The organism is Pedobacter nototheniae, from assembly GCF_032678625.1.
GTDB classification, from domain to species: Bacteria; Bacteroidota; Bacteroidia; order Sphingobacteriales; family Sphingobacteriaceae; genus Pedobacter; species Pedobacter nototheniae_A.
In genome coordinates this window covers 1,083,731-1,108,324 of the sequence record NZ_JAVTSO010000001.1, presented here as the reverse complement: position 1 = coordinate 1,108,324, position 24,594 = coordinate 1,083,731, and the positions used below count along the sequence as shown (strand labels likewise).

The window sequence follows — 24,594 nt, the reverse complement described above, 5'->3', positions numbered from 1 at the left end:
AACCGGGCTTTTTTTTTAAAATCAATTCTATAAATCAAATTTTATTCCTTGTGCCAATGGCAAAGTATCAGAATAATTAATGGTATTGGTTTGCCTGCGCATGTATGCTCTCCAGGCATCAGATCCACTTTCCCTACCTCCACCGGTTTCTTTTTCGCCTCCAAATGCGCCTCCTATCTCTGCGCCTGATGTACCGATGTTTACGTTGGCAATTCCACAATCAGAGCCTTGCGCCGACAGGAATTGTTCTGCTTCTCTTAGGTTCAAAGTCATTATTGCCGACGATAAACCCTGAGGAACACCATTTTGCAGCGCAATAGCTTCATCTAAAGTTTTATATTTAATCAGGTATAAAATTGGTGCAAATGTTTCGTGTTGTACAATTTTATACTCGTTTTTAACTTCGGCAATACAAGGTTTAACATAACAGCCACTGCTGTAAGCGCCACCTTCTAAAACACCACCTTCAACCACAAAATTTCCACCTTCTGCTTTGCATTTTTCAATTGAATCAAGATAAGCCGCAACTGCATCCGTATCAATTAAGGGGCCTACATGGTTATTTTGATCCAACGGATCTCCAATTCTGATTTGTCCGTACGCTTTTACCAACTTCTCCTTAAAAGTATCGTAAACACTTTCGTGAATAATTAATCTCCGGGTGGAGGTGCAGCGTTGTCCGGCTGTACCCACCGCACCAAATACGGCACCGATTAAGCTCATATCCAAATCAGCATGTTCCGAAATAATAATGGCATTATTACCACCAAGTTCCAGCAAACTCTTCCCTAAACGTGCACCTACTGCAGCTGCAACGGCTTTCCCCATTCGGGTAGACCCTGTAGCAGAAACCAAAGGCACGCGCCCGTCATTAGTCATCAGTTCGCCAACTTCGCGATCACCTATAATTAAGCTGGAAACCCCTTCAGGAACGTTATTGGTTTCAAAAACTTTTGCTAAAATATGCTGGCAGGCAATACCTGTTAAAGGTGTTTTTTCTGAAGGTTTCCAAATGCATACATTTCCACAAACCAAAGCCAGTGCAGCATTCCAGCTCCAAACTGCAACCGGGAAATTAAAAGCAGAAATAATACCCACAATACCCAGCGGATGCCACTGTTCGTACATTCGGTGGTTAGGGCGTTCGCTGTGCATGGTTAAACCATACAACTGGCGCGATAAACCTACTGCAAAATCGCAGATATCAATCATTTCCTGCACCTCACCAAAACCTTCCTGTAAACTCTTACCCATCTCATAAGAAACCAGTGTTCCCAACGCTTCTTTATTTGCCCTTAAAGCATCGCCCAGTTGCCTTACCACATCACCTCTTTTAGGCGCAGGAATGGTGCGCCAATAAACAAATGCTTCTTGTGCTTTGGCAACAACCGTTTCATAATCGGCTGGCGTGGCAATTTTTGCAGTCGCAATTATTTTTCCATCAACAGGAGAAAAGCTTTCTAAAGATTTCGAATTTGATTCTCCACCCCAATTACTGCCCGTACTAAACGCAGCATTTTCGGCTTGGACACCTAATGTTTTTAAAATTGATTTAATATCTGCTTGCATAATTTTTATATATGTGGTTTATACAAAAAAACAAAAAATTAACAGAACCGCTTCATATTAAATTTTAGTTTCTTATAAATTGTAACTTTGAGTCGTTACCCTTATCCAATAACCCTTTAAATAAATATTAAAATATGAAAAAGCATTTCATGCTTTATGGCTTAATAGCTATAGGCTTATCGTATGCTACGGGCTTAAAAGCACAAACACAACCCGAAGCAAAAGATAATTTAAAAATTTATCGCGTTACTGCTACCAAAGTAAACGATCTTGTACATACCAAACTGGATGTTTCTTTTGATTACGCAAAGCGCTACCTGTATGGTAAGGAGTGGGTAACTTTAAAGCCTCATTTCTATGCAACAGACTCTTTAACTCTTGATGCGCAGGGCATGGACATTAAAGAGGTTTCTTTGGTTGGCTTAAAAGGAAATACGCCTTTAAAATATAGCTACAACGACAATAAACTATACATTACTTTAAATAAAAAATACACCAACACCGAAAAATACACGGTTTACATTGCTTACACAGCAAAGCCTGATGAGCTTAAAGTAAAGGGTAGTGCTGCAATTACGGATGCAAAAGGATTGTATTTTATTAATCCGGATGGCAGTGATAAAAATAAACCTACTCAAATTTGGACCCAGGGCGAAACTGAATCTTCATCAGCCTGGTTTCCAACTATAGATAAACCAGATCAGAAAACAACGGCAGAAATTTCGATGACTGTACAATCGAAATACGTAACGCTTTCTAACGGTAAGTTGGTTACGCAAAAAGCCAATGCAAACGGAACCCGTACCGATACTTGGAAAATGGATTTACCACATTCACCTTATTTATTTATGATGGCTGTAGGCGATTTCAAAATAACCAAAGATACCTGGAAAGGAAAAGAAGTGAACTACTACTTAGAACCAAAATATGCACCTTATGCAAAACAGATTTTTGGTAAAACACCAGATATGATACAGTTTTACAGCACAACTTTAGGCTTGGATTATCCATGGAATAAGTATTCACAAATTGTGGGCCGCGATTATGTTTCGGGTGCAATGGAAAACACAACAGCCACTTTGCATGGAGAACATGTTCAAAAAACAGACCGCGAATTATTGGATGGAAACGAAGAAGGCACCATTGCCCATGAACTTTTCCACCAATGGTTTGGAGATTATGTAACAGCAGAATCGTGGTCTAACTTAACCATGAACGAATCTTTTGCCACTTTTGGCGAAGTAATCTGGCATGGGCACGATGCTGGAAAAGATGCCGAAGATCAGTCGCGTTACGAAAAGCTACAATCTTATTTAGGTTCAACCAAAGATGGCGAAAGCCCGGTATTGGCGCGTTTCCATTACAACGATAAAGAAGACATGTTTGATAACATCAGCTATGCTAAAGGATCAATCATTTTGTACGCACTTAAAAACCAAATGGGCGATGCAGCTTTCTTCAAATCTTTAAACCGTTATCTAACGACAAATGCTTTCAAAAACGGCGAAACTCATCAACTGCGTTTGGCTATGGAAGATGTAACCGGAAAAGATTGGAGCCCTTATTTTAATCAATGGTATTATAATGGTGGCCACCCAATTCTGAATGTCGACTACAGTTATGATAACGGTAAAGCAATAATTAAGGTTAAACAAATTCAGGATAGTTCAGTTCAGGTTTTCAATCTGCCTCTAAAAGTTGATATTTATGCCGGTGGAAAAAAAATAAGCAAAGATATTTTAATAGATAGCCGGGAACAAAGCTTTAGTTTTGAAGTAAGCAGCAAACCTGATTTAATTGACCTTGACGCAGATAAAATATTGGTAGGAGAGGTTCAGGATAATAAAACGCTCGAAAATTATTATTTCCAATATAAAAATGCGCCAAGTTTTGCAAACCGGATAAAAGCCTTAGGTTTTGCCTCAAAAAGTAAAGAGGCAAAAGCCCAGGAATTATTGTTAAGCGGCTTAAAAGATCAGGCTGCCAATTTAAAGGTAATGAGCATCCGGGGCCTTAACTTAACAGATGCACAGGTAAAAACCTCTGCATTGCCTATTTTAATTCAATTGGCAAAAACTGATAAGAGCACAGATGTAAGATCGGCTGCCATTTCAAAATTAGCGGCAACCGGAGATGCATCTTATAAATCTTTATTAACAGATGGACTAAAAGACAGGTCGTACAAAGTAATTGCAGCTTCTATTGGAGGTTTAGCTAAACTTGCCCCGCAAGAAAGCATTGCTGCTTTGGCACAGTTTGATCAGGATACAAAAGACCATATAGCACCTTCTATTGCTGCTTTATATGTGAGTGAACCTGCCGATGCACACCAGCCATTTTTTGAAAATATTATGGCTAATGGGGACAGAAATAAAGTATATGCTACAATTGGGGCGTATTACCAATACCTTTCCAGAAACACAAACCCGGCTATATCCGAAAAAGGGATTAAAAATATAAGTGATGTAATCGCCCGTTTAAAGCTATCTGGTTTAGCAAAACAATTGGCCGAAGCTTATAATTCAACTGTTCAGACTAAAACAAAACAAGCTTCATCAGCCAGTGGAGATGTTAAAGCCAATCTTGAAAAACAAGCAGATTTATTTAAAAAAGCAGCCGCTGATTTAAACAATAAATAATTTAACCCAAAATTCTGTCACATTGAGCCTACCGGAATACCTTAATATAAGATGCTTCGGTAGGCTCAGGAATGGCAGGAGGAATTATTCTTTACAGGCATCTTTCCGCCTCGTATCAATTACATAAACAATTTGCCAGCCGGCTTCTCCTTTTACCAACTGGAAAGAATTAACTCCACAATGGCTGAATTTATCGTCTACATAAAACTTGTAATCGGTCCATACGCTTGCTAAAGCGCCATCAATTAGTACTTTAGTAAAAACAATCCTTTCATCGTATTTTTCTTTACGAGGTGTACCGATAATTTTTAAAAACGCATTAACCGATTCCGTTTTAACAGAAACTTTTCCCTCTTTATTAACAATGGTCTGCATTAAACTGCCATTGGCAAAAGCCGTATGCGCCAGGGTACTATCCGCAGTTCTCATCCCTGTAAATAACTTGTTAACGGCTGCCTTAACCAATTCTTCCTCGCCGGTTTGAGCAAATAATTTCGGCGCAAAAAGTATTAAAAACAAGGCAGAAATGACTATTCTTTTCATGACTTCTTAATTACTGATTTTAGAATAAATTTATGTTACTTTTGTAAAAGTAGGGAAATGGAACCGCGATGCTGCAAAAATCATTTGATTATTCACACATCTTAATCACAATCAATACAGTTTATATTCAGGTATTTACATCTGTCGTAAAGACTAATGTTAATAATTATTTTTAAAACGAATAATTAAATATTGTAAACTTATAATGTTGTTTTTCTGCAATTGGCACGGTTCTTTAATGATAACGATATGGAAGAAGAATTCTTTTTTGAATCCAACGAAGATGCGCAACGTTCAGTAGAGCGTTACGAAGAGATGATCCGAAATAAGGACCAGTATTTTTTTGATGCGCATGCTTTTGAATATATAGTAGATTTTTACATTGAGAAAAACGATCCGGTTAAAGCTTTACAGGTAGTTGATTATGCAGTAAGCCAGCACCCATATGCAACTGTTTTCTTAATCAAACAAGCTCATCTTTATATTTTAACCAACAACCACGAGCAGGCTTTTATGGCTTTGCAAAAGGCTGAATTGCTTGAGCCATCAGAACCTGATATTTATTTGTTACGCGGTAATATTTTTCAAAACACCGAACGTTATGCCGAGGCGCTTGAAAATTATGAAAAAGCCCTGGGTTTGGCCGAAAGTACAGATGAAATTTTGTTGCAAATGGCTTATGTTTATCAAAGCATGTCTGATTACGAAAGTGCGATTACCTATATTAAGCTAAGTTTAGAGCAAAATATGGAAAATCAGGACGGTTTATACGAACTGGCTTTTTGTTATGATGTTTTAGACAAACAGGAAGAAAGCATCAAATTTTATCAGCAATATATTGATACAGATCCTTATTCTTATGCGGCATGGTATAATTTAGGCAACAGCTACCATAAACTCAGTTTGTGGGAAAAAGCTATTGACGCTTATGATTACGCCATTTTAATTAAGGAAGATTTTAGTTCTGCTTATTTTAACAAAGGCAATGCACTGGTACAACTGGATAAGTACGACGAAGCCATAACGGTTTACAAACATACTTTTGAGTACGAGCAACCCAATGCAGATACTTATTGCGCTATTGGAGAGTGTTATGAGAAATTGGAGCAAATGGATGAAGCCCGTTCTTACTATAAGAAATCGGTTAAAATGGATCCAAAGATGGCCGATGCCTGGTTCGGCATTGGCGTAACTTTAAATCACGAAGAACGTTATTTCGAATCCTTGCATTTTTATAAAAAAGCCATCGAACTGGAAGCTGAAAATCCTGATTTTTGGTTTGCCATGGCAGATGCTTATTATAAACTGGGCCAGATTGATGAATCTATAGAAGCCTATGAAAAAGTATTAGAATACAACCCACTTGATATTGAAGCCTGGCTGGATTTTAGTACCGTTTTATACGAACAAGGCAAATTGCGCGAAGCATCAGAAACGATGTCTGAAGCAATTAAAAACAATCCGGAAGCTGCAGAATTATATTACCGCATGGTGGCCTATCTTTTTGCTTTAGGCAGTTATGGCGATGCGCTTGAATACCTGGAAACCGCTTTAACCACTGATCCTGAAAAGCATTATATTTTATTTGAATATTTACCGCAATTACAGGATAACAGTGCAATTCTTAACGTTATAAACCGATACATTCGCTAATAAGCTTGTTAAAAAAAATTGACAATTAATCTCGATTTTTTTTTCACTTTTGTACACTATATGAATTACCCATTATTAAACGTCCCTGAACGTCCAGAAAAACCACGCCAAAAAGGCCTAACAATGGTTATGGACAAGGGATTAAGCCTGCGCCAGGTAGAAGACTTTATTGAAGTTGCCGGTGTACATACAGATATTGTTAAACTGGGCTGGGCTACAAGTCATGTTACCCCAAACCTTAAAGAGAAATTAGCTTTATATAAAAGTGCAGGAATACCAACTTATTTTGGAGGCACTTTATTCGAAGCGTTTATTATCCGTAATCAGTTTGATGATTATCAACGGGTTTTAGACCAGTACGGAATGGAATACGCTGAAGTTTCTGATGGATCAATTGAAATTGAGCACGATATTAAGTGTGATTTTATCAGTAAGCTGGCCAAACAGGTCACTGTAATTTCTGAAGTTGGAAGTAAAGATGCTGCTAAAATATTTGCGCCATACAAATGGATTAAATTAATGAAAGCAGAAATGGAAGCCGGTTCGTGGAAAGTAATTGCTGAAGCCCGCGAAGGTGGAAATGTAGGTATTTACAGAGGTAGTGGAGAAGTAAGAGAAGGATTGGTAGATGAGATTCTGACCCAAATTCCGGAAGAAAGCATCATCTGGGAAGCTCCGCAAAAAGAACAACAAGTTTGGTTTATCAAACTTATCGGCACAAATGTAAACCTGGGTAATATTGCTCCGGCAGAAGTTATTCCTTTAGAAACCATTCGTTTAGGCTTACGTGGAGATACCTTTGATCATTTCCTTAATTTAGGAAAATAATAGTATTACCGTTATTGCGGGGAACGAATGCTTTAAATTGCTTCATTCTTCGCAATAGCGAAATTTTTACAACAATGAAAACCTACGGTTTAATCGGATATCCGCTTTCTCATTCCTTCTCAAAAAAATATTTTACTGAAAAATTCTTAAACGAAGGCCTTAAAGATTATCAGTATGAGCTTTATCCAATAGCGCATATAAATTCCATTACCGATTTGCTGGCAAACGATCCCACGCTTTGCGGGCTAAATGTAACTATTCCGCATAAGGTAAATGTAATGCCTTTCTTAAATGAGGTTGATGAAGTTGCCAAAGAAATTGGCGCGGTTAACTGTATCTGCATCAAAAATAATGATGGAGAAAATTACCTGAAAGGATATAATACAGATGCCTACGGTTTCGAAGAATCTCTAAAACCGCTGCTTGAATCTCACCATACCAAAGCACTTGTATTTGGAGATGGAGGTGCTACAAAAGCCATAAAGTACGTTTTAAATAAGTTAAATATAGAATTTATTACCGTTGTACGCCGGAAAACACCAGGCACGGTTTTATACCAGGATTTAACTGCTGAGGTTATACAATCCCATACTTTATTAATCAATACAACACCCCTTGGCATGTCGCCAAATGTAGATACTTATCCGGAGATCGATTATTCTTTATTGGGCTCAAAGCACTTGGCTTACGACATTGTATATAATCCATTAGAAACTGCTTTTTTAGGTAAGGCGGCGGCCCGCGGTGCCAAAATTAAAAATGGATTGGAAATGTTATATCACCAGGCAGAAAAGGCATGGGAAATTTGGAGCAGCTAAATTTATATTTACCCTTAAATACCTACCTTACACATTGTAAAAGGGTTTATAAATCATAAAGTATGATTAAAATAATGAAAACAAGAGATTTAATTTTCGCTTCCGTCATACTCGTTTTATTTATGGACTCCTGCCAAAATAATTCCTATGCTCCAAAGCCAAAGGCATATTTCAGAATTGTTTATCCGGAAAAAAAATACCAGCCGTTTAATAGCGCAGCTCCTTATACCTTCAATTATCCGGTATATGCCATCATGGAAAGTGATGCAGGCAAAAACGCAGAAAAATACTGGTATAATTTACATTTTAAACAGTTTAATGGTTTTTTACACCTCACTTATTACGATGTAGCCAATAAATCTGAATACGATGAAATGGTAGAAGACGCCAGAAAACTCGCTTTTAAACACACCATTAAAGCCAGTGCTATTGATCAGAAAATGATCAGTTATCCTGAAAATAAGGTTTATGGAATTTATTATTCAATTGAAGGGAACACCGCCTCATCCGTGCAGTTTTTCCTAACCGACAGTACCAAGCATTATTTCAGGGGGGCACTTTATTTTAATGAACGGCCGCAATACGATTCAATAGAACCGGTTGTTAAATTTATTAAAAAAGATATCGATCAAATGATTTCTACGTTTAGGTGGAAGAATTAAGCTTTAGCAAATATGATTAGCATTAAAATATTTACGTTTAACGCGTATAGTGAAAATACATACGTTTTGTATGATGAAACAAAAGAATGTACCATCATTGATCCGGGGATGTACGATGGATCGGAACAAAATGAGTTGGCCAACTTTATAAAGGCAGAAGCGCTTAAACCTGTTTTATTGTTAAACACACATTGCCATTTAGACCATGTATTTGGCAATAAATTTATTTTTGATACCTGGGGGCTAAAACCACAGTTTCATAGTGGAGAATTACCAATTTTGCATGCAATACCTGGTTATGCCCCACAAATGGGTTTTACCCGTTACGAACTTTCGCCTGAGCCCGATACTTTCCTACCCGAAACAGGAACCGTTAATTTTGGCCACAGTACTTTAGAGCTTATTTTTGCTCCCGGCCATTCGCCTGCACATCTTTGCTTTTACAGCAAGGCCGATCATTTTTTGATTGGTGGTGATGTATTGTTTTATGGCAGCATTGGCCGTACTGATTTGCCAGGGGGAAACCATCAGCAATTGCTTCAAAGCATTAAAGAAAAACTATTTTTACTTCCCGACGATTGTAAGGTATATCCTGGACATGGCACTGCAACATCCATTGGATTTGAAAAACAACATAACCCATTTTTTTAATGTAAGTGGAAGTGGAGGAACTTAAAAGGGCTGCATTTCGCCCCATTCATTTTCCATCTTTCATTTTAACTATCTTTATCCCGTGAATACGCCATTTTACATCGCCAAAAGGTATTTGTTTGCAAAGAAATCAACCAATGCAATCAATCTGATATCAGGGATATCAATGGTTGGTGTAATGGTGGGCAGTGCAGCGCTGCTGATTATCCTTTCGGTATTTAATGGTTTTGAAACCGTGGTACTGAACATGTTTAATACCATTACACCTCAAATTGCCATTACACCGGCAAAGGGCAAAACATTTAATCCAAATACAGCTTATTTCAACCAGCTTCGAATCCATAAAGATGTATATTCTTTTACTGAGGTTTTACAGGAAAATGCCTTGTTAAAATACAATAATAAACAAGCAGTGGGCATGGTAAAAGGTGTAAGTTTTGATTACCTTAAAAATGATAAACTGGACAGTACCATTAAAGAAGGCCGTTTTATTTTGCACAACCAGAGCGGCTATAATGCAGTAATAGGATCAGCTTTGCAAAGTTATTTAGCTGTAAATACCGTAGATCCTTTTACAGAGCTGGAAATATATTCACCTAAAAAGAACATTTCGGTAAGCAACATTAACCCTGCGGATGATTTTGTTATAAAGAGCATCCGGGTAAGTGGTGTTTTTGAGGTTCAGCAAGAGTTTGACAATGGTATAATTGTGCCTCTTGAGTTTGCCAGAGAACTTTTAGGTGAAGAAAAAGATGTCTCGTCAATAGAAATAAACCTGCAGCCAGGCACGGATGTAGATCGTTTCCAGGAAGAAACAGCCACAAAACTTGGTAAAACCTTTGAAGTAAAAAACCGTGCAGAACAAAACAAATCGCTGTATCACATTCTAAATACTGAAAAATGGGCAGTGTATGTTATTCTTACTTTTATATTAATTATTGCTATATTTAATATAATAGGCTCATTAACTATGTTGGTAATTGATAAATTAAAAGATATTGCCATCTTAAGTAGTTTAGGTGCAGAAAAGAAACTGATCAAAAAAATATTCCTATTTGAAGGAATGATGATAACCATGTCAGGATGTATATTGGGGCTCATCATCGGACTAATTTTCTGCCTTTTCCAACATTATACGGGTATTATAAAAATGGGAGAAGAAAACACAACATTAATAAGTGCCTATCCTATAGCGTTAAAATGGAAAGATTTTGTTTTAGTATTCATTACTGTAGGTATTTTTTCATTTTTGGCATCTGCTTTGTCAGCTAATTTGAGCGTAAAGAAGATAAGCCAAATTAATCAAACTATTTAAACATGAAATTATTTAAACAAGCAACTGTATTTGTTATGCTCCTTGGTGTGGCTGTTACCGCTTGTAATAGAACAGATAAATCCGTTGAAGGAAAAAGCAACATTAAAACGGTTAAAGGTCTTTATACTTTTGGCCCTGAGATGAAATCTTTTACTTTATGTGAAGATGGCCGCGAATATTGGGTTGCCGACAGCGTTAAAAATTTAGAACTATCTTACAGCAATCTTAATTTCGAAAAACCATATGAACCCGTTTATGTAGAATTACAAGGCTATTTTGCCAAATCAGATACCGCAACAGTTTCTGATGATTTCGATTCGACACTTGTGGTAACCAAAGTACTTAAAATTACTAAAGAAATTCCCGACGGTCCTTGTTCTCAATAAGGATTATATTTATAAAAAGAAAGGCTTCTCAATCAATTTGAGAAGCCTTTTTAATTTTATAATGAGTGGTGATTAATGAAAATTAATTCACTTTTAGCCTACCAGTAAATGGTATAAAGCGCAGTAATTAAACCAATAACCAATAGTGCACCAACGGCAAACCCTGTTGTGGTTTTAAACATTTTCGCATCTATTTCCAGTCCTTTATTCTCTTTACCTTGTTTATTTTCGATCATACTTATAATGTACATACCAATAATACAGAATACAAACACAAAACCCATCCTGTCAATAAATGGTATTTCGTAAATTCCTATTGAATTTTTTACTGAGAATCCCATGCCCGACAAGAAAGATAAATCTGTCCATCCAGGTAAGAATTTAAGTAGAAGAGAAAGACCAAAACCTCCAATGGTTGCAAAAAGTGCTGCATTTGAAGTTGTTTTTTTCCAAAAGAAGCCCAATATAAACATGGCAAAAATACCAGGAGATACAAAACCTGTATATTCCTGTATATACTGGAAGCCACCTTTTTTATCGATCCCTAAATGCGGCGCAATAATTACCCCCAATGCCATAGCAACAACAATTGCTATTTTTCCGGTAACAACGAGGTTTTTTTCAGTAGCCTCGGGTTTTAATACTTTTTTATAAATATCAAGCGTAAAAATGGTGGCTATACTATTGGCTTTACCTGCAAGCGAAGCTACTACTGCAGCCGTTAATGCGGCAAATGAAAGCCCTTTTAACCCTGCTGGTAATAAGTTTAATAAAACAGGGTAAGCACGATCAGGATTTACGCTGCCTCCTTGTAGCATCTCCGTTTGAAATGCACCATCTTTGTATAAAACATAAGCTGCAATACCCGGAAGTACCACAATAATTGGCATTAAAAGTTTTAAAAATGCAGCAAATAAAATACCGCTTCTGGCCGTTTTCAAATCTGCACCAAGTGCCCGCTGGGTAATGTATTGGTTACAGCCCCAATAATTTAAGTTCACAATCCACATACCACCAACCAGTACGCTTAAACCTGGTAAGTCAATGTAATTCTCATTGTCAGGTTTTAAAATCATATGGAAATGTTCTGAAGCTTTACTGGTCATTAAGCTATACCCGTCTAAAATTCCTTTAGTTCCATAATGATCAGATACCAGGTTCAAGGCCAGATAGGTAGTGGCTAAGCCTCCAAGAATCAAAAAGAAAACCTGAATAACATCTGTATAACCAATTACCTTCATGCCGCCAAGCGTAATGATAATTGCAAAAATAGCGATGGCATACATACAAAATTCCAGGTTAAAGCCAGAAATACTGCTTACAGCCAGGGCGCCCAGGTATAAGATTGAAGTTAAATTAACCACTACATAAAGTAAAAGCCAAAAAACAGCCATAATCATGGCCACAGTACCATTATACCGCTGGTGCAGGAACTGAGGCATGGTGGAGATCTTATTTTTAAGATAAACCGGAATAAAGAATACAGCAACAACAATTAAAGTTGCCGCAGCCATCCACTCGTAAGTAGCAATAGCCAGCCCCATTTTAAAGCCCGAACCACTCATACCTATAAACTGTTCGGCAGAAATATTGGAAGCGATTAATGATGCGCCAATAGCCCACCAGGTTAAAGATCCTTCTGCTAAAAAATAGTCTTTTGAGCCTGTGGATGCAGATTTTTTCTTGTTGTAGATGTACAAGCCATAGGCCGCCACAATAATAAAGTAGATTAAGAATACAATGTAATCCTTCGTATCAAGGAGGTTGTGTTTCATTTTTTGGTTAGGAGTTATTTGGTTTCGAGTTCTAAATGTAATAAATTCATCAAAATAATATTTGTTTTTAACATAAAAGTTATGCTATAAAACAAATATTAAATGCCTCAAACTTATTTTTGATGTTCCGGCTAAATGTATCGGTTTATAATGTTTTCCAGATATTCCTGTTTGCCACTCCTTACTTCTGGTTCACCGTTTTCAGCGGCATAATTTCTTAAATCTTCTAAACCAAGTTTCCCTTGCTCAAAATCAGCCCCCTTACCTGTGTCGAAAGAGGCATATCGGTCTGTCCTGGTTTTCCTATAATCAGATTTTTGAAGAATGGCATCAGCAGTAATTAAAGCTCGTGCAAAAATATCCATTCCTCCCACATGCGCATAAAACAAATCTTTAGGATCGGTAGAATTACGGCGGATTTTAGCATCAAAATTTACCCCGCCGCCCTGCAGGCCACCGCCTTCCAAAATAATTAACATCGCCTCCGTTAGTTCATTTATATCATTTGGGAACTGATCGGTATCCCAGCCATTTTGATAATCGCCACGGTTGGCATCAATTGAGCCCAATAAACCACTGTCTGCAGCAACCTGCAATTCATGCTGAAAAGTATGGCCGGCTAACGTGGCGTGGTTTACTTCGAGGTTTAGCTTAAAATCAGCCAGTAAATCGTATTGTTGTAAAAAACCTTTAACCGTTGCGGCATCGTAATCGTATTGGTGTTTGGAAGGTTCACAGGGTTTAGGTTCAATAAAAAAAGTTCCTTTAAAGCCCTGTTTCCTGGCGTAATCCTTTGCGGTATGTAAAAAGCGGGCTAAATGCTCCTGTTCGCGCTTCATATTGGTATTTAGCAAAGTCATATACCCTTCTCTGCCGCCCCAGAAAACATAGTTTTCGCCTCCAAGGGCTATGGTTGCATCCAGTGCTGCTTTTACCTGCGCGGCGCCGTGTGCCAATACATGGAAATCAGGGTTGGTTGCAGCCCCATTCATATAACGTTTATGACTGAACAAATTTGCAGTTCCCCAAAGCAATTTCACTCCACTATCAGCCTGCTTTTGCTTGGCATACTCAACCAGGGTTTGCAACCTCCGTTCATTCTCCGCAACATCGTCGCCATAATCCACCATATCAACATCGTGAAAACAATAATAGGGCAATTGCATTTTAGTAATAAATTCAAAAGCAGCATCCATTTTATCTTTAGCTCTTTCTACAGCATCTTTTTTTTCATCCCAGGGAAAAATATGAGTTCCTCCTCCAAACGGATCGCTTCCATTACCATTAAATGAATGCCAATAAGCGCAGGCAAACTTAAAATGCGATGCCATTGTTTTTCCTGCAATTAATTTGTTTGCATCATACCATCTAAACGCTAAAGGATTATCGCTCTGTAAGCCTTCAAACTGAATTTGATTAATGCCTTTAAAAAATTCATGGGTTCCTGTTACTACTTTGGTCATGGTGTTTATGATTCTATTTGTTTAAGGTTTTATTTAAAATTTCTTTCCAGTCCTGATAAACTTCATTATAAAAGTTTACATTTTGGGGTTCAATATATTTTTGAATTTTATGATCGGTAAAGGCATCAGCAGCACTGGTAAAAATTTTAGCCCCAATTCCTGCCCCCAGGGCAGCTCCAACACTTCCGTCGTTTTCGTGCAATTCCAACGGAATACCCGTTACATCAACAAAGGCCTGCGCAAATACATCACTTAAAAAAAGATTGGCTTTTCCGGCGCGAATAACTTTAGGTTTCATTCCGTTTTCGCGCATAATATCTAATCCGTACCTAAAAGCAAATGCAATACCTTCCTGTACCGCCCTAAATATATCGGCCTGCTTATGCGTATTTAAATTTATACCAATCAATTGGGCACCTGTATACTGGTTGTTAAGCATCCGCTCTGCTCCGTTCCCAAAAGGTAAAACCATTAATCCTTTGCTGCCAACCGGCGATTTTGAAGCGAGTTGATTAAGTTCTGTATAGGACATTTTAGAAGCGAACTGATCTTTTGCCCATCGATACATGCTTCCGGTGCCATTAATGCACAGTAAAACACCGGTATGCTTATTTTCTTTAGCATAAGTTACATGTGCAAAGGTATTTACCCTCGATTGAGGATCGTAAGTAAGCGCATCACTAACGCCATAAATTACACCCGATGTACCTGCGGTTGCGGCAACCTCGCCCGGTTTAAGTACATTTAAAGACAAAGCATTATTCGGTTGATCGCCTGCTTTATAAGAAACCGGAATACCTGCCGAAAGCCCTAATAACCGAGCAATACCTGCTTTTAAATAACCGTGTTCAGAAAAAAGTGGTTTAATTTCGGGAATAAAACTTCTATCCAAACCAAAGTAGTCCATTACTTCTGTGGAGATTTGATCCTTTTTAAAATCCCAAAAAATACCTTCGGATAAAGAAGATATGCTGGATGTAATTTCACCTGTCAGTTTCATGGCAATAAAATCACCAGGCAACATTATTTTATCAATCCGGCTATAAATATGAGGTTCGTTATTTTTTACCCAAGCCAGTTTAGATGCGGTGAAATTACCGGGCGAATTAAGCAAATGCTGTAAACATTCTTTTTGTCCTATGGCATTAAAAGCGGCATCACCAAGTGCCACTGCCCGGCTATCGCACCAGATAATGCTATCACGCAAAACATTCTGATCACGGTCAACCACAACCAATCCATGCATCTGATAGGCAATTCCTATTGCTTTAATATCTTTTGGGTTAAATAAAGCGCCCGAGTTTAACTTTAAGATCGCTTGTTGCGTATTATACCACCAATCTGCAGGAGATTGCTCTGCCCAGCCAGGATGAATGGATTTAATTTCTGTTTCCTCTTCCGGAAATTGAACTGAAGCCACACTTTTTCGTGAATCCACCTCAACCACGGAAACTTTAATAGACGAGGTGCCTATATCAATACCTAATAAATACATGGGCATTATGAGATTTTATATTTGGTTATGCAAACGGTTGCATAAATATAGATGTAAATTATTTAAATGCAAATTTTTCGTTAACGATTTGATATGAAAGCATTAGCAAAAATTAAAAAGAAGTGATTATGTTAATACAAAATAGCTTTTATCTATTAATTTATATTTTTGCAATTATCTAATTCAATATTTATGGAAACGATTAACTGGGCAGACTTTGAAAAAGTAGAATTACGGGCCGGAACAATATTAGAAGTTTTTGATTTTCCGGAAGCCAGGAAACCTGCCTATAAATTAAAGGTTGATTTTGGCGCTTTTGGCATTAAAACCAGCAGTGCTCAAATTACCAAACATTATACAAAAGAAGAGTTGCCCGGAAAGCAAATTATTGGGATTATTAATTTCCCTAAAAAACAGATCGGCAAATTTATGTCTGAGTTTTTAGTAACCGGTTTTGCCGACGAGAATGGCGATATTGTTTTAACCAGCCTCAGGGGTGAAGTTCCGAATGGAAGCAAAATGATTTAAGCTTTTTCTATCCTTATCTTTGCGCTATGAGCTTTTACAATTTCGAAAATAACAACCCGGATGACGAAGATATCCACTATATGAAATTAGCTTTGGCAGAAGCCCAAAAAGCTTATGCCGAAGATGAGATTCCAATTGGAGCCATTATAGTTTGCAAAAACCGCATTGTTGGCCGTGGTTATAACTTAACAGAACGTTTTAACGATGTTACTGCGCATGCAGAAATGCAGGCCTTTACATCAGCCGCACAAACCCTTGGCGGTAAATATTTAACAGACTGCACTTTGTATGTAACCATTGAACCTTGTGTAATGTGCGCGGGCGCCAGTTACTGGACACAAATTAGCCGGATTGTATATGGCGCCAAAGAGGAAAAGCGTGGTTTTTTATCTAAAAATGTTAATCTGCTACACCCTAAAACACAATTAAAGGGCGGCGTTTTGGCTGATGAGTGCGCAATGCTAATGAAAAATTTTTTTACCGGAAAGCGTTAATTAACAAATACCCGCGCTTAATACAAGCCGGAGAATTACTGACCTGTTTTAAATAAACCCGGGAGAAACGGCAGTTCCCGATTTTTTATCGGGACTATAGTGAATAACGGGACTGAAAAAGCCATGACTTACTGCGGCCATTCATTTTCAAAAACCATTGAAAATTTAATTGTATTTACCCTTAAAATCTATTGCGATGAGTTATTGATTTTACAAATTAAGCCCCTAACAATAAGCAATAAAACACAATGATGATAATAACATGAACAAATCTTAACCTTTGAATGTTATATTTGCTACAAGAAACATTTATAAATCTTTAAACATAAAACATTATGGCTTTTGAATTACCTGCGTTACACTACGCAACCGATGCATTAGAACCGCATATTGATAAAACAACCATGGAAATCCACCATGATAAACACCATCAAGCATACGTTACAAACTTAAACAAAGCTGTTGAAGGTAAGCCTGAAGCAAGTTTAAGCATCGAGGAAATTGTAAAAAATATTTCGAAATATCCTGCAGCTGTTAGAAATAATGGTGGCGGACACTATAACCACTCTTTATTCTGGAACGTTTTAGGCCCAAACAAAGGTGGTGAGCCAACAGGCGATTTAGCTAAAGCCATTAACGAAACTTTTGGTTCATTTGCTGAATTAAAAACTAAATTACAAGATGCTGGTGCTACCCGTTTCGGTTCTGGATGGGCTTGGTTATCCGTTGGTGCAGATAAAAAACTTCAGGTTTCTTCTACCCCAAACCAGGATAATCCTTTAATGGATGTTGCTGAAGTAAAAGGCACACCAATTTTCGGTATTGATGTTTGGGAGCACGCTTATTACTTAAAATATCAAAATAAACGCCCGGATTATTTAGCGGCAATCTGGAATGTAGTAAACTGGGATGCTGTTGCTGAACTTTACAAAAAAGCATTGTAATACAAATCCTTATAGATAAGGAAAGCCTGCAAATTCAGTTTTGCAGGCTTTCTTATTTTAAGATTAATTGATAACTTTGTGGTTTATTAAATTATTAAAGATGAAGAGGTTTATATTTCTATTATTTATCGTGGTTGGTATCAGCAATATCTCAAAGGCGCAACAAAATAAAATGCCTACGCCTTCAGAAATTGCGCAAAAAAATGTGGACGATTTAGATAAAAAACTTAAACTAAATGGCACTCAAAAAAGTGTAATTTATAGTTTCACTTATAACCAGGCTAAAGAACAAGCCGATTTAATAAAAAGGCAACAAGCTGGAAATTCTCGCGAGGAGGATGTAGACAAATTTTATAAGCTCCAAAACGAAACTTCTAAAAACATACGCAACGTTTTAAGGCCGGAGCAACAACCTGAATATGATAAAATTATTGAAGAGCGTTTAAGCGGAAAAGCAAACAAAACCAAAAAGAAGAAAAAAGGTGAGGAGGAAGAAGTAGAAAGTGATATTAAAGGGCTTCTTTCCGGACCAAAACCTGAGAAGCAAAATTAAGTTTAAGCGGATTATATATGCCTGAAATAATTCTTGGAACCTTGGTTCTGGCTTTATTACTATCCCCTCAAATTTTAGCTGGTTTTTTAGCCAAAAGAACAGGCCGGAATTTTTGGTTCTGGTTCTTTATATCATTTCTGATTCCAATTATCTCCTTAATTATATTAATCTTTTTGGAAGACAAGAATCCTAAAACCGAAGGTTATAAATTAGCTGATCACTTACAGGAGAGGGATTTAGAAATACATAGTCCGGGACAATCAGAGACTCATTAATTGACAGCGGACAAGAGCAGGCTTACTCAAATCCCCACAATATCTTTCTTTTTACGTTGTTTCATTGCTTTTGGAATAATCTCTAAAATCTCGTCTTTTAAAGCATTTAACATCCTTTTTTTAATGAAGTTTTTATGCGTAACTAAGCTAATCTCTCTTACTGGTTCAGGCGATTTGAAATGACGGATTTTACCCGATTGTTTTGCACTTAACTCCGCAATAGCCAACTCCGGCAATAATGTAGCGCCTCCATTTAAATCAACCATTCTAACCAACGTTTCAACACTGCCGGTATTGTATTCCAGGCCCTGAAGTCTGTTGTTTTTTGTGGAGCGGCAAATATTTAAAACCTGATTGCGCATGCAGTGTCCTTCATTTAAAAGCCAGATATTTTCGTCGTTTAAATCTTCCGCATCAACCGCTTTCTTTTTATACAACCTGCTGTTTTTACTGATGTAGCTTACAAAATTCTCATAATAAAGCGGAAGTTCGGTAATGTTTGGATCGGTTAAAGGCGTAGCCAAAATGCCGCAATCCAATACGCCAGTTTTAAGGTGATGAATAATATCTTCTGTTGTATATTCCCAGATCAATAACTTCAAATCAGGGTATTTTTCAAGCATTGCAGAAATCACTTCCGGCAATAAATAAGGCGCCACAGTTGGAATTACACCAATTCTAAGCTCTCCCAAAACATCCTGCTGCTGACTGCTGATCAGTTCTTTAATTTTTCCACTTTCCTGCAGAATAACCCTGGCTTGTGCTATAATTTGCGAACCAATTTCAGTAGGCGTAACCGGCTGTTTACTTCTGTCGAAAATTTTAACATTTATTAATTCTTCCAGCTTCTGTACCTGCATACTTAAGGTTGGCTGGGTTACAAAACACTTATCTGCAGCTGTCACAAAACTTCTGTAAGTATCTACTGCAACAATGTATTCGAGTTGAACTAAAGTCATATAGGTAAAATCGATTTCTTATTTCAAATATATAAATTTTAGCTATATCAAAAAATGATTAAAAAAAAGAATTTTAAATGATTGTGTTATTACGTGGTAAATACCTCATCCAGTCGCTGGATTATTTGATTAATACCGGCTTTCGAAATCCTGGTAGGCTAAAGCAATTCCTTCCGGAAGTTCTACCCGGTGTTTCCATCCCAAGGCATGCAATTTACTTACATCCATAAGTTTTCTTGGCGTACCATCAGGCTTACTTGCATCAAAAACCAATTCGCCTTTAAAACCTAAAATATCCTTAATTAATAAGGCCAGGTCTTTTATCGTTAAATCATGGCCCGTTCCAATATTAATCAAATTTGGTTCATTATAATTCTGCATTAAAAAATAACAGGCGTCTGCAAGATCATCAGCAAATAAAAATTCTCTCATTGGTGAGCCAGATCCCCAGACAACAATTTCCTTTTCACCATTAATTTTAGCTTCGTGTACTTTACGAATTAACGCAGGCAAAACATGAGAGTTTTGAGGGTGATAATTATCATTATAGCCATATAAATTGGTTGGCATTACAGAAATAAAATTACAGCCATATTGGGCACGATAGGCATCGCACATTTTAATACCTGCAATTTTAGCAATGGCATAAGGTTCATTGGTTTCTTCTAAGGTTCCGGTTAAAAGGTAATCTTCTTTTAAAGGTTGCGGGGCCATTTTAGGGTAAATACAACTTGAGCCTAAAAACATCAATTTGCTTACTTCATTTACATAAGCGCTGTGGATAACGTTATTCTGAATGGCTAAATTTTCATATAGGAAATCGGCCCGGTAGGTATTATTTGCAACAATGCCCCCAACTTTAGCCGCAGCTAAAAAAACGTAATCTGGCTTTTCTGCCTCAAAAAAATCGGCTACTGCCTGCTGGTTGCGAAGATCGAGCGCTGCAGATATTCTTGTTAATAAATTAGTATATCCTTCTTTCTGTAATTTACGATAAATTGCAGAACCTACCATTCCACGGTGACCTGCAACGTATATTTTAGCCGATTTTTCCAAAACTTATTTTTTTTACCTGCAAAAATACAAAATAACCGCCAACGGAAGACTTTGAATCTGTCAGAATAAATTATAGTGGTTATGGTTTTTATACTTAAGTAAGCAATTAATATTAAATTTGCAGCTTAATTTTTAATAGTGGGTAAAGATAAACTTAGACGTTTTGCCGAAATAGAAACTTTTGCAAACGTATATCAATTAGACCAGGGAAAAGCATTAAAAGGCAACTGGGCAAAAGATCATTTTAAAAACAATAATCCCGTTGTACTGGAACTGGCTTGTGGTAAAGGCGAATACACGGTTAACCTGGCTACTCTATTTCCTGAAAAAAACTTTATAGGTATTGATTATAAAGGCAACAGGATTTGGAGAGGTGCAAAAACGGCCATTGAAGAGGGTATAAACAATGTTGCGTTTTTACGTATTCAGATTGAGAATTTATTAGATTATTTTGAAGCTGGTGAAATTGATGAAATCTGGATTACATTTCCTGATCCACAACCACAGGACAGCCGAGAGAAAAAGAGATTAACTTTTCCGGCCTTTTTAGATCGATATAAAGTTATTTTAAAACCCGGCGGAAAGGTCAATTTAAAAACAGATAACGATGCTTTGTACGCGTATACGTGTGAAAAAGTTGCTGAACTTGGCCTGCTTATACATAAAAATACAGATCATTTATACACCTCAGACTTAGCTGACAATGTTTTATCTATAAAAACATATTACGAAAAAAAATACCTTTTGCACGATAAAAATATTAACTACATTCAGTTCTCATTTGAATAAAACATGGACACCAACTTTTACGAACAGGTTTTTGAGATAGCCAGATTAATTCCAAAAGGAAGGGTTACTTCTTATGGCGCAATTGCTAAAAGTTTGGGTGCAGCAAAATCTTCAAGAATGGTTGGGCATGCCATGAGGTACTCGGGCCTGGCACACCCCAAAGTTCCTGCACACCGCGTAGTTAACAGCAGCGGCTTGCTTACCGGTAAATTTCATTTCGAAGATCCGAATATGATGCAGGAATTATTAGAAAAAGAAGGTGTACGGGTTAAAAATGATAAAGTAGTCGATTTCAAAAAACTTTTTTGGGATCCGCTTGAAGAAATTATATAAAACAGGGTTGTTAAATAAAAATTAGAATATGGGAAAGCTTGTAGAAGAATTTAATGGCTATCGTGAAAAAATGAACGATAGAATAATGGAAACAGCCAATACAAATATTAAAAGGTTTTTTGCACTGGATACTACATCATATGCTGATGGTGCATTAAATGTAAAAACAAAGGAAATGCTGGGTCTCGTAGCTTCAATGGTTTTACGTTGCGATGATTGTATTAAATACCACTTAGGTAAATGCCACGATGCGGGTGTAAATTCAGAAGAAATGAATGAAATATTTATGATTGCCAATTTAGTTGGCGGCAGTATTGTTATTCCACATTACAGAAGAGCGGTAGAGTATTGGGATGAACTTTTAAATAGTCCTGAGTAAGCAGTCCAGAGTCTTTAGTCTATAATATCTTCGGAAATGGGAAAATTTAGAGAATTGATAGCATACAAAAAGGGTTTTTCATTATTAATGAGCATTTACAACCTTACTAAATCTTTCCCAAAAGAAGAACAATACAGCTTAGTTGACCAGGTCAGGAGGTCTTCGCGCTCTATTTGTAGCAGCATTGGAGAAGCATATAAAAAAAGAAGGTATCCTAATCATTTTATAAGTAAGTTAACCGATGCAGATATGGAAACTGGAGAAACACAAGTTTGGTTAGACGTAGCATTGGCGTGCAACTACATCTCAAAGGAAGAATTCACCTCATTGGATAATCAGTGCGAAGAAATCAGCAAATTAATTAATTACATGATTAACAATACTAATAAGTTTTCATAACGATCATGACTACAGACTCCCGACTTCAGACTCAAGACTCAATCAGGTGTTCCTGGGCAAGCGCCGACCCACTTTACATAAAATACCATGATGAGGAATGGGGGAAACCTGTTTATGACGATAAAACCTTATTTGAGTTTCTGATTCTGGAGGGAGCACAAGCTGGTTTAAGCTGGATTACCATTTTACGCCGGCGAGAGCATTATAGAAAAGCCTTTGCAGATTTTGAAGTTGAAAAAGTTGCTGCTTTTAATGAGGAAGATGTAGAAAGATTAATGCAGGATGCAGGAATTATCCGCAACCGCTTAAAAGTTAATGGGGCCATTAACAATGCCAGGTTATTTATCGGCATCCAAAAAGAGTTTGGCAGTTTTTCCAAATACATCTGGAGTTTTTTACCGGATGGTAAACCCATTTTAAATCATGTTGAAAAAATGAGTGATGTTCCTCCCAGAACGGATTTATCAGATCAGATTAGCAAAGACATGAAAAAACGTGGTTTTAAATTCTTTGGCACCACGATTTGTTATGCATACATGCAGGCAACCGGAATGGTAAACGATCATTTAATAAACTGCTGTGCAAGAACTTAATGGTTACTGTTTATTTTTTTTCTCGTTGTAGGCTTTTACCAATTCAATCACATCGCGACTATTCAACTCGGTATTCGCTTCTACTTTTTCCAGTAATTCGGGTTGGTCTCCTAATTTTTGCAGCAAAATACTTTTTACAGCAGATCTTTTATCGGCATCAGTTATGGCTTTTACAGGCAACTCCTGTAGAGGTCCCGTACCTGGTTTCTCTATGAAATAACGAACCGCCGGACTTCCGGCAAGCTTTTCGGATGCATTATTTCTACCGCCAATGCCACCACCAATACTAATTCCGCCGCCCAAACCCATACCACTATAACCACCTGTACCAGCTCCAATACCAACTGATGGACTAAAACGTACTCTTCTCTGCTTCTGTACAGGCGCTAAGGTACCGCCACCAAAAGCGTACAGATTGACTGCTCCCATTTCAATTACCTTTACAAAACGGTATTCGAAATTTTTATTGTTTGCAAACCCTTTGCTCAGGTAAGTATCTCCATTCCAAAAGAAACTCTTTACATTGCCCGCAGATAGTACCACATCGGTTTCGTCATTCTGGCTAATGAACACCGAAAAATAATCCGTTCCTTTAACGGTACCACGGATCACTTCATCATCATTTTTAACAACAAAATCCTGTGCAAAGACTACTGTTACGCTTAAAAAAAATAATACTGTAAATATCTTAAGAATCTTCATATGTTTAGCTATTTAAACCAATAACGCATGTTTTAAATAAAAGTATAAATAATGCATCAAACGCTCATCAATTTTTGGAAATTCCTTAAAAAACCTCAAATCGTTAACATAAGCAAAGATAGAAAATCTCTTCGGAGAGAGCTTGGCTTCCTATTATTAGTTAATCTGTTTTTTTCAGGAATTGTATTTTCCACTTACCTCATACTAACGCATTTTAAACTTATACACACCTATGAAGAACTGTATCCGTTAGAAAAAATCGGGCCAATCGAGACATTGATGCTTGGCTGTATTGCTGCTCCGATAATTGAAGAAACAGTATTCAGATTTCCGTTAAGGAAAAAATACCTTAGTATTTATTTTGTTTTGATCTCCATTTCTGTAATTATCAATTATTTTGTTCAAAATAAACTTTTAACCATCCCGATTTATTTTGTCTTTTTATTTGCCTCATTCCTGATCCATTTTTATTTAAAGCGATTGAGCTTAACTAAAGTGCATTTGCTTTGGCAAAAGTATTTTGGTTACCTATTTTATTTTTCCGCAATATTTTTCGGCTGCATTCACATTTCAAATATGAAAGGTTTAACTTTTCACGATCCATCATTCTTAATATACATATCCTCGCAAATATCCGGAGGATTGACACTTGGATATTTACGTATAAAATACGGTCTTCCTTATTCTATGATCTTTCATGCCTGTTTCAATTTAATTTACATTTCAGTCGAATTACTTTTCGGTTAAATTATCCTTTAATCTTTTTCTAAACCTTTAACTTTGGTTACTTTTA

The 24,594-nt window shown here is 37.1% G+C and carries 27 protein-coding genes; 19 read left to right on the top strand and 8 right to left on the bottom strand.

Annotation, left to right across the window (positions count from 1 at the left end; all coding sequences use genetic code 11):
• Positions 1–27: 27 nt before the first annotated feature.
• On the bottom strand, positions 28–1,569 hold the full coding sequence (locus R2Q77_RS05025; RefSeq protein ID WP_316802613.1) for an aldehyde dehydrogenase family protein: 1,542 nt from the start codon (positions 1,567–1,569) through the stop codon (positions 28–30).
• Between the two features lie 134 nt (positions 1,570–1,703).
• On the opposite strand from R2Q77_RS05025, the gene R2Q77_RS05020 reads away from it, so the two are divergent.
• The gene (locus R2Q77_RS05020; RefSeq protein ID WP_316802612.1) at positions 1,704–4,208 is read left to right on the top strand and encodes a M1 family metallopeptidase; all 2,505 of its coding nucleotides are present in this window, start codon (positions 1,704–1,706) and stop codon (positions 4,206–4,208) included.
• Between the two features lie 84 nt (positions 4,209–4,292).
• Here the strand turns inward: R2Q77_RS05020 and R2Q77_RS05015 are convergent, their stop codons facing one another.
• On the bottom strand, positions 4,293–4,751 hold the full coding sequence (locus R2Q77_RS05015) for a nuclear transport factor 2 family protein (protein ID WP_316802611.1): 459 nt from the start codon (positions 4,749–4,751) through the stop codon (positions 4,293–4,295).
• A 249-nt stretch (positions 4,752–5,000) separates the two neighbouring features.
• Here R2Q77_RS05015 and R2Q77_RS05010 point away from each other — a divergent pair, with 249 nt between their 5' ends.
• The 7 genes from R2Q77_RS05010 (at position 5,001) to R2Q77_RS04980 (ending at position 11,064) form a co-directional block, all read left to right on the top strand.
• Positions 5,001–6,404 carry a tetratricopeptide repeat protein gene (locus R2Q77_RS05010; protein WP_316802610.1) on the top strand — a complete coding sequence of 468 codons (1,404 nt, stop codon included), beginning with the start codon at positions 5,001–5,003 and terminating at the stop codon, positions 6,402–6,404.
• 60 nt (positions 6,405–6,464) lie between these two features.
• Positions 6,465–7,232: a phosphosulfolactate synthase gene (locus tag R2Q77_RS05005; protein ID WP_316802609.1), complete on the top strand. Its 768-nt coding sequence runs from the start codon at positions 6,465–6,467 to the stop codon at positions 7,230–7,232.
• 74 nt (positions 7,233–7,306) lie between these two features.
• Positions 7,307–8,050 carry a shikimate dehydrogenase gene (gene aroE, locus R2Q77_RS05000; protein ID WP_316802608.1) on the top strand — a complete coding sequence of 248 codons (744 nt, stop codon included), beginning with the start codon at positions 7,307–7,309 and terminating at the stop codon, positions 8,048–8,050.
• A 74-nt stretch (positions 8,051–8,124) separates the two neighbouring features.
• Complete coding sequence (gldD, locus tag R2Q77_RS04995) at positions 8,125–8,712, top strand: gliding motility lipoprotein GldD (RefSeq protein ID WP_316802607.1); 588 nt, start codon at positions 8,125–8,127, stop codon at positions 8,710–8,712.
• A 12-nt stretch (positions 8,713–8,724) separates the two neighbouring features.
• A complete protein-coding gene (locus R2Q77_RS04990) occupies positions 8,725–9,363 on the top strand; it encodes an MBL fold metallo-hydrolase (RefSeq protein ID WP_316802606.1) in 639 nt (212 codons plus the stop codon).
• An 82-nt stretch (positions 9,364–9,445) separates the two neighbouring features.
• Positions 9,446–10,678 carry an ABC transporter permease gene (locus R2Q77_RS04985; RefSeq protein ID WP_316802605.1) on the top strand — a complete coding sequence of 411 codons (1,233 nt, stop codon included), beginning with the start codon at positions 9,446–9,448 and terminating at the stop codon, positions 10,676–10,678.
• Positions 10,679–10,680: 2 nt separating this feature from the next.
• Entirely contained in the window at positions 10,681–11,064 is a 384-nt protein-coding gene (locus tag R2Q77_RS04980; RefSeq protein WP_316802604.1) for a hypothetical protein, read from the top strand.
• Positions 11,065–11,162: 98 nt separating this feature from the next.
• Here R2Q77_RS04980 and R2Q77_RS04975 read toward each other — a convergent pair whose 3' ends face one another.
• From R2Q77_RS04975 to R2Q77_RS04965, 3 genes are all read right to left on the bottom strand, one after another.
• Positions 11,163–12,839: a sodium/sugar symporter gene (locus tag R2Q77_RS04975; protein WP_316802603.1), complete on the bottom strand. Its 1,677-nt coding sequence runs from the start codon at positions 12,837–12,839 to the stop codon at positions 11,163–11,165.
• A 131-nt stretch (positions 12,840–12,970) separates the two neighbouring features.
• Entirely contained in the window at positions 12,971–14,302 is a 1,332-nt protein-coding gene (gene xylA / locus R2Q77_RS04970; protein WP_316802602.1) for a xylose isomerase, read from the bottom strand.
• 13 nt (positions 14,303–14,315) lie between these two features.
• Entirely contained in the window at positions 14,316–15,797 is a 1,482-nt protein-coding gene (locus tag R2Q77_RS04965) for a xylulokinase (protein WP_316802750.1), read from the bottom strand.
• A gap of 192 nt (positions 15,798–15,989) precedes the next feature.
• Between R2Q77_RS04965 and R2Q77_RS04960 the strand changes: the two genes are divergently transcribed.
• The 5 genes from R2Q77_RS04960 (at position 15,990) to R2Q77_RS04940 (ending at position 18,591) form a co-directional block, all read left to right on the top strand.
• The gene (locus R2Q77_RS04960; RefSeq protein ID WP_316802601.1) at positions 15,990–16,325 is read left to right on the top strand and encodes a tRNA-binding protein; all 336 of its coding nucleotides are present in this window, start codon (positions 15,990–15,992) and stop codon (positions 16,323–16,325) included.
• A 26-nt stretch (positions 16,326–16,351) separates the two neighbouring features.
• Positions 16,352–16,819 (top strand): nucleoside deaminase, encoded by a 468-nt coding sequence (locus R2Q77_RS04955; protein ID WP_316802600.1) that lies wholly within the window; start codon positions 16,352–16,354, stop codon positions 16,817–16,819.
• Positions 16,820–17,154: 335 nt separating this feature from the next.
• Entirely contained in the window at positions 17,155–17,763 is a 609-nt protein-coding gene (locus R2Q77_RS04950; protein WP_316802599.1) for a superoxide dismutase, read from the top strand.
• Between the two features lie 100 nt (positions 17,764–17,863).
• The gene (locus tag R2Q77_RS04945) at positions 17,864–18,316 is read left to right on the top strand and encodes a hypothetical protein (RefSeq protein ID WP_316802598.1); all 453 of its coding nucleotides are present in this window, start codon (positions 17,864–17,866) and stop codon (positions 18,314–18,316) included.
• Between the two features lie 17 nt (positions 18,317–18,333).
• A complete protein-coding gene (locus tag R2Q77_RS04940) occupies positions 18,334–18,591 on the top strand; it encodes a hypothetical protein (RefSeq protein ID WP_316802597.1) in 258 nt (85 codons plus the stop codon).
• Between the two features lie 26 nt (positions 18,592–18,617).
• Here R2Q77_RS04940 and R2Q77_RS04935 read toward each other — a convergent pair whose 3' ends face one another.
• Both R2Q77_RS04935 and R2Q77_RS04930 read right to left on the bottom strand, forming a co-directional pair.
• On the bottom strand, positions 18,618–19,550 hold the full coding sequence (locus R2Q77_RS04935; protein ID WP_316802596.1) for a hydrogen peroxide-inducible genes activator: 933 nt from the start codon (positions 19,548–19,550) through the stop codon (positions 18,618–18,620).
• 129 nt (positions 19,551–19,679) lie between these two features.
• Complete coding sequence (locus R2Q77_RS04930; RefSeq protein WP_316802595.1) at positions 19,680–20,606, bottom strand: GDP-L-fucose synthase; 927 nt, start codon at positions 20,604–20,606, stop codon at positions 19,680–19,682.
• 138 nt (positions 20,607–20,744) lie between these two features.
• Between R2Q77_RS04930 and trmB the strand changes: the two genes are divergently transcribed.
• The 5 genes from trmB to R2Q77_RS04905 are packed head-to-tail and all read left to right on the top strand — an operon-like array spanning position 20,745 to position 23,099.
• Positions 20,745–21,395 carry a tRNA (guanosine(46)-N7)-methyltransferase TrmB gene (gene trmB / locus R2Q77_RS04925; protein ID WP_316802594.1) on the top strand — a complete coding sequence of 217 codons (651 nt, stop codon included), beginning with the start codon at positions 20,745–20,747 and terminating at the stop codon, positions 21,393–21,395.
• Positions 21,396–21,398: 3 nt separating this feature from the next.
• Positions 21,399–21,728, top strand: a complete 330-nt coding sequence (locus tag R2Q77_RS04920; protein ID WP_316802593.1) for an MGMT family protein — start codon at positions 21,399–21,401, stop codon at positions 21,726–21,728.
• A 28-nt stretch (positions 21,729–21,756) separates the two neighbouring features.
• Complete coding sequence (locus R2Q77_RS04915) at positions 21,757–22,107, top strand: carboxymuconolactone decarboxylase family protein (RefSeq protein WP_316802592.1); 351 nt, start codon at positions 21,757–21,759, stop codon at positions 22,105–22,107.
• A 36-nt stretch (positions 22,108–22,143) separates the two neighbouring features.
• A complete protein-coding gene (locus R2Q77_RS04910) occupies positions 22,144–22,506 on the top strand; it encodes a four helix bundle protein (RefSeq protein ID WP_316802591.1) in 363 nt (120 codons plus the stop codon).
• A 5-nt stretch (positions 22,507–22,511) separates the two neighbouring features.
• A complete protein-coding gene (locus R2Q77_RS04905) occupies positions 22,512–23,099 on the top strand; it encodes a DNA-3-methyladenine glycosylase I (protein ID WP_316802590.1) in 588 nt (195 codons plus the stop codon).
• Positions 23,100–23,102: 3 nt separating this feature from the next.
• Here R2Q77_RS04905 and R2Q77_RS04900 read toward each other — a convergent pair whose 3' ends face one another.
• Entirely contained in the window at positions 23,103–23,801 is a 699-nt protein-coding gene (locus R2Q77_RS04900) for a hypothetical protein (RefSeq protein WP_316802589.1), read from the bottom strand.
• A gap of 51 nt (positions 23,802–23,852) precedes the next feature.
• On the opposite strand from R2Q77_RS04900, the gene R2Q77_RS21015 reads away from it, so the two are divergent.
• Positions 23,853–24,548: a type II CAAX prenyl endopeptidase Rce1 family protein gene (locus R2Q77_RS21015; protein ID WP_410479242.1), complete on the top strand. Its 696-nt coding sequence runs from the start codon at positions 23,853–23,855 to the stop codon at positions 24,546–24,548.
• Positions 24,549–24,594: the final 46 nt, after the last annotated feature.

Bases quoted from the DNA above. Each gene is read 5' to 3' on its own strand.
- R2Q77_RS05025 (WP_316802613.1), bottom strand. From the start codon at position 1,569: ATGCAAGCAGATATTAAATCAATTTTAAAAACATTAGGTGTCCAAGCC.
- R2Q77_RS05020 (WP_316802612.1), top strand. From the start codon at position 1,704: ATGAAAAAGCATTTCATGCTTTATGGCTTAATAGCTATAGGCTTATCG.
- R2Q77_RS05015 (WP_316802611.1), bottom strand. From the start codon at position 4,751: ATGAAAAGAATAGTCATTTCTGCCTTGTTTTTAATACTTTTTGCGCCG.
- R2Q77_RS05010 (WP_316802610.1), top strand. From the start codon at position 5,001: ATGGAAGAAGAATTCTTTTTTGAATCCAACGAAGATGCGCAACGTTCA.
- R2Q77_RS05005 (WP_316802609.1), top strand. From the start codon at position 6,465: ATGAATTACCCATTATTAAACGTCCCTGAACGTCCAGAAAAACCACGC.
- aroE (WP_316802608.1), top strand. From the start codon at position 7,307: ATGAAAACCTACGGTTTAATCGGATATCCGCTTTCTCATTCCTTCTCA.
- gldD (WP_316802607.1), top strand. From the start codon at position 8,125: ATGAAAACAAGAGATTTAATTTTCGCTTCCGTCATACTCGTTTTATTT.
- R2Q77_RS04990 (WP_316802606.1), top strand. From the start codon at position 8,725: ATGATTAGCATTAAAATATTTACGTTTAACGCGTATAGTGAAAATACA.
- R2Q77_RS04980 (WP_316802604.1), top strand. From the start codon at position 10,681: ATGAAATTATTTAAACAAGCAACTGTATTTGTTATGCTCCTTGGTGTG.
- R2Q77_RS04975 (WP_316802603.1), bottom strand. From the start codon at position 12,839: ATGAAACACAACCTCCTTGATACGAAGGATTACATTGTATTCTTAATC.
- xylA (WP_316802602.1), bottom strand. From the start codon at position 14,302: ATGACCAAAGTAGTAACAGGAACCCATGAATTTTTTAAAGGCATTAAT.
- R2Q77_RS04965 (WP_316802750.1), bottom strand. From the start codon at position 15,797: ATGTATTTATTAGGTATTGATATAGGCACCTCGTCTATTAAAGTTTCC.
- R2Q77_RS04960 (WP_316802601.1), top strand. From the start codon at position 15,990: ATGGAAACGATTAACTGGGCAGACTTTGAAAAAGTAGAATTACGGGCC.
- R2Q77_RS04955 (WP_316802600.1), top strand. From the start codon at position 16,352: ATGAGCTTTTACAATTTCGAAAATAACAACCCGGATGACGAAGATATC.
- R2Q77_RS04950 (WP_316802599.1), top strand. From the start codon at position 17,155: ATGGCTTTTGAATTACCTGCGTTACACTACGCAACCGATGCATTAGAA.
- R2Q77_RS04945 (WP_316802598.1), top strand. From the start codon at position 17,864: ATGAAGAGGTTTATATTTCTATTATTTATCGTGGTTGGTATCAGCAAT.
- R2Q77_RS04940 (WP_316802597.1), top strand. From the start codon at position 18,334: ATGCCTGAAATAATTCTTGGAACCTTGGTTCTGGCTTTATTACTATCC.
- R2Q77_RS04935 (WP_316802596.1), bottom strand. From the start codon at position 19,550: ATGACTTTAGTTCAACTCGAATACATTGTTGCAGTAGATACTTACAGA.
- R2Q77_RS04920 (WP_316802593.1), top strand. From the start codon at position 21,399: ATGGACACCAACTTTTACGAACAGGTTTTTGAGATAGCCAGATTAATT.
- R2Q77_RS04915 (WP_316802592.1), top strand. From the start codon at position 21,757: ATGGGAAAGCTTGTAGAAGAATTTAATGGCTATCGTGAAAAAATGAAC.
- R2Q77_RS04910 (WP_316802591.1), top strand. From the start codon at position 22,144: ATGGGAAAATTTAGAGAATTGATAGCATACAAAAAGGGTTTTTCATTA.
- R2Q77_RS04905 (WP_316802590.1), top strand. From the start codon at position 22,512: ATGACTACAGACTCCCGACTTCAGACTCAAGACTCAATCAGGTGTTCC.
- R2Q77_RS04900 (WP_316802589.1), bottom strand. From the start codon at position 23,801: ATGAAGATTCTTAAGATATTTACAGTATTATTTTTTTTAAGCGTAACA.
- R2Q77_RS21015 (WP_410479242.1), top strand. From the start codon at position 23,853: ATGCATCAAACGCTCATCAATTTTTGGAAATTCCTTAAAAAACCTCAA.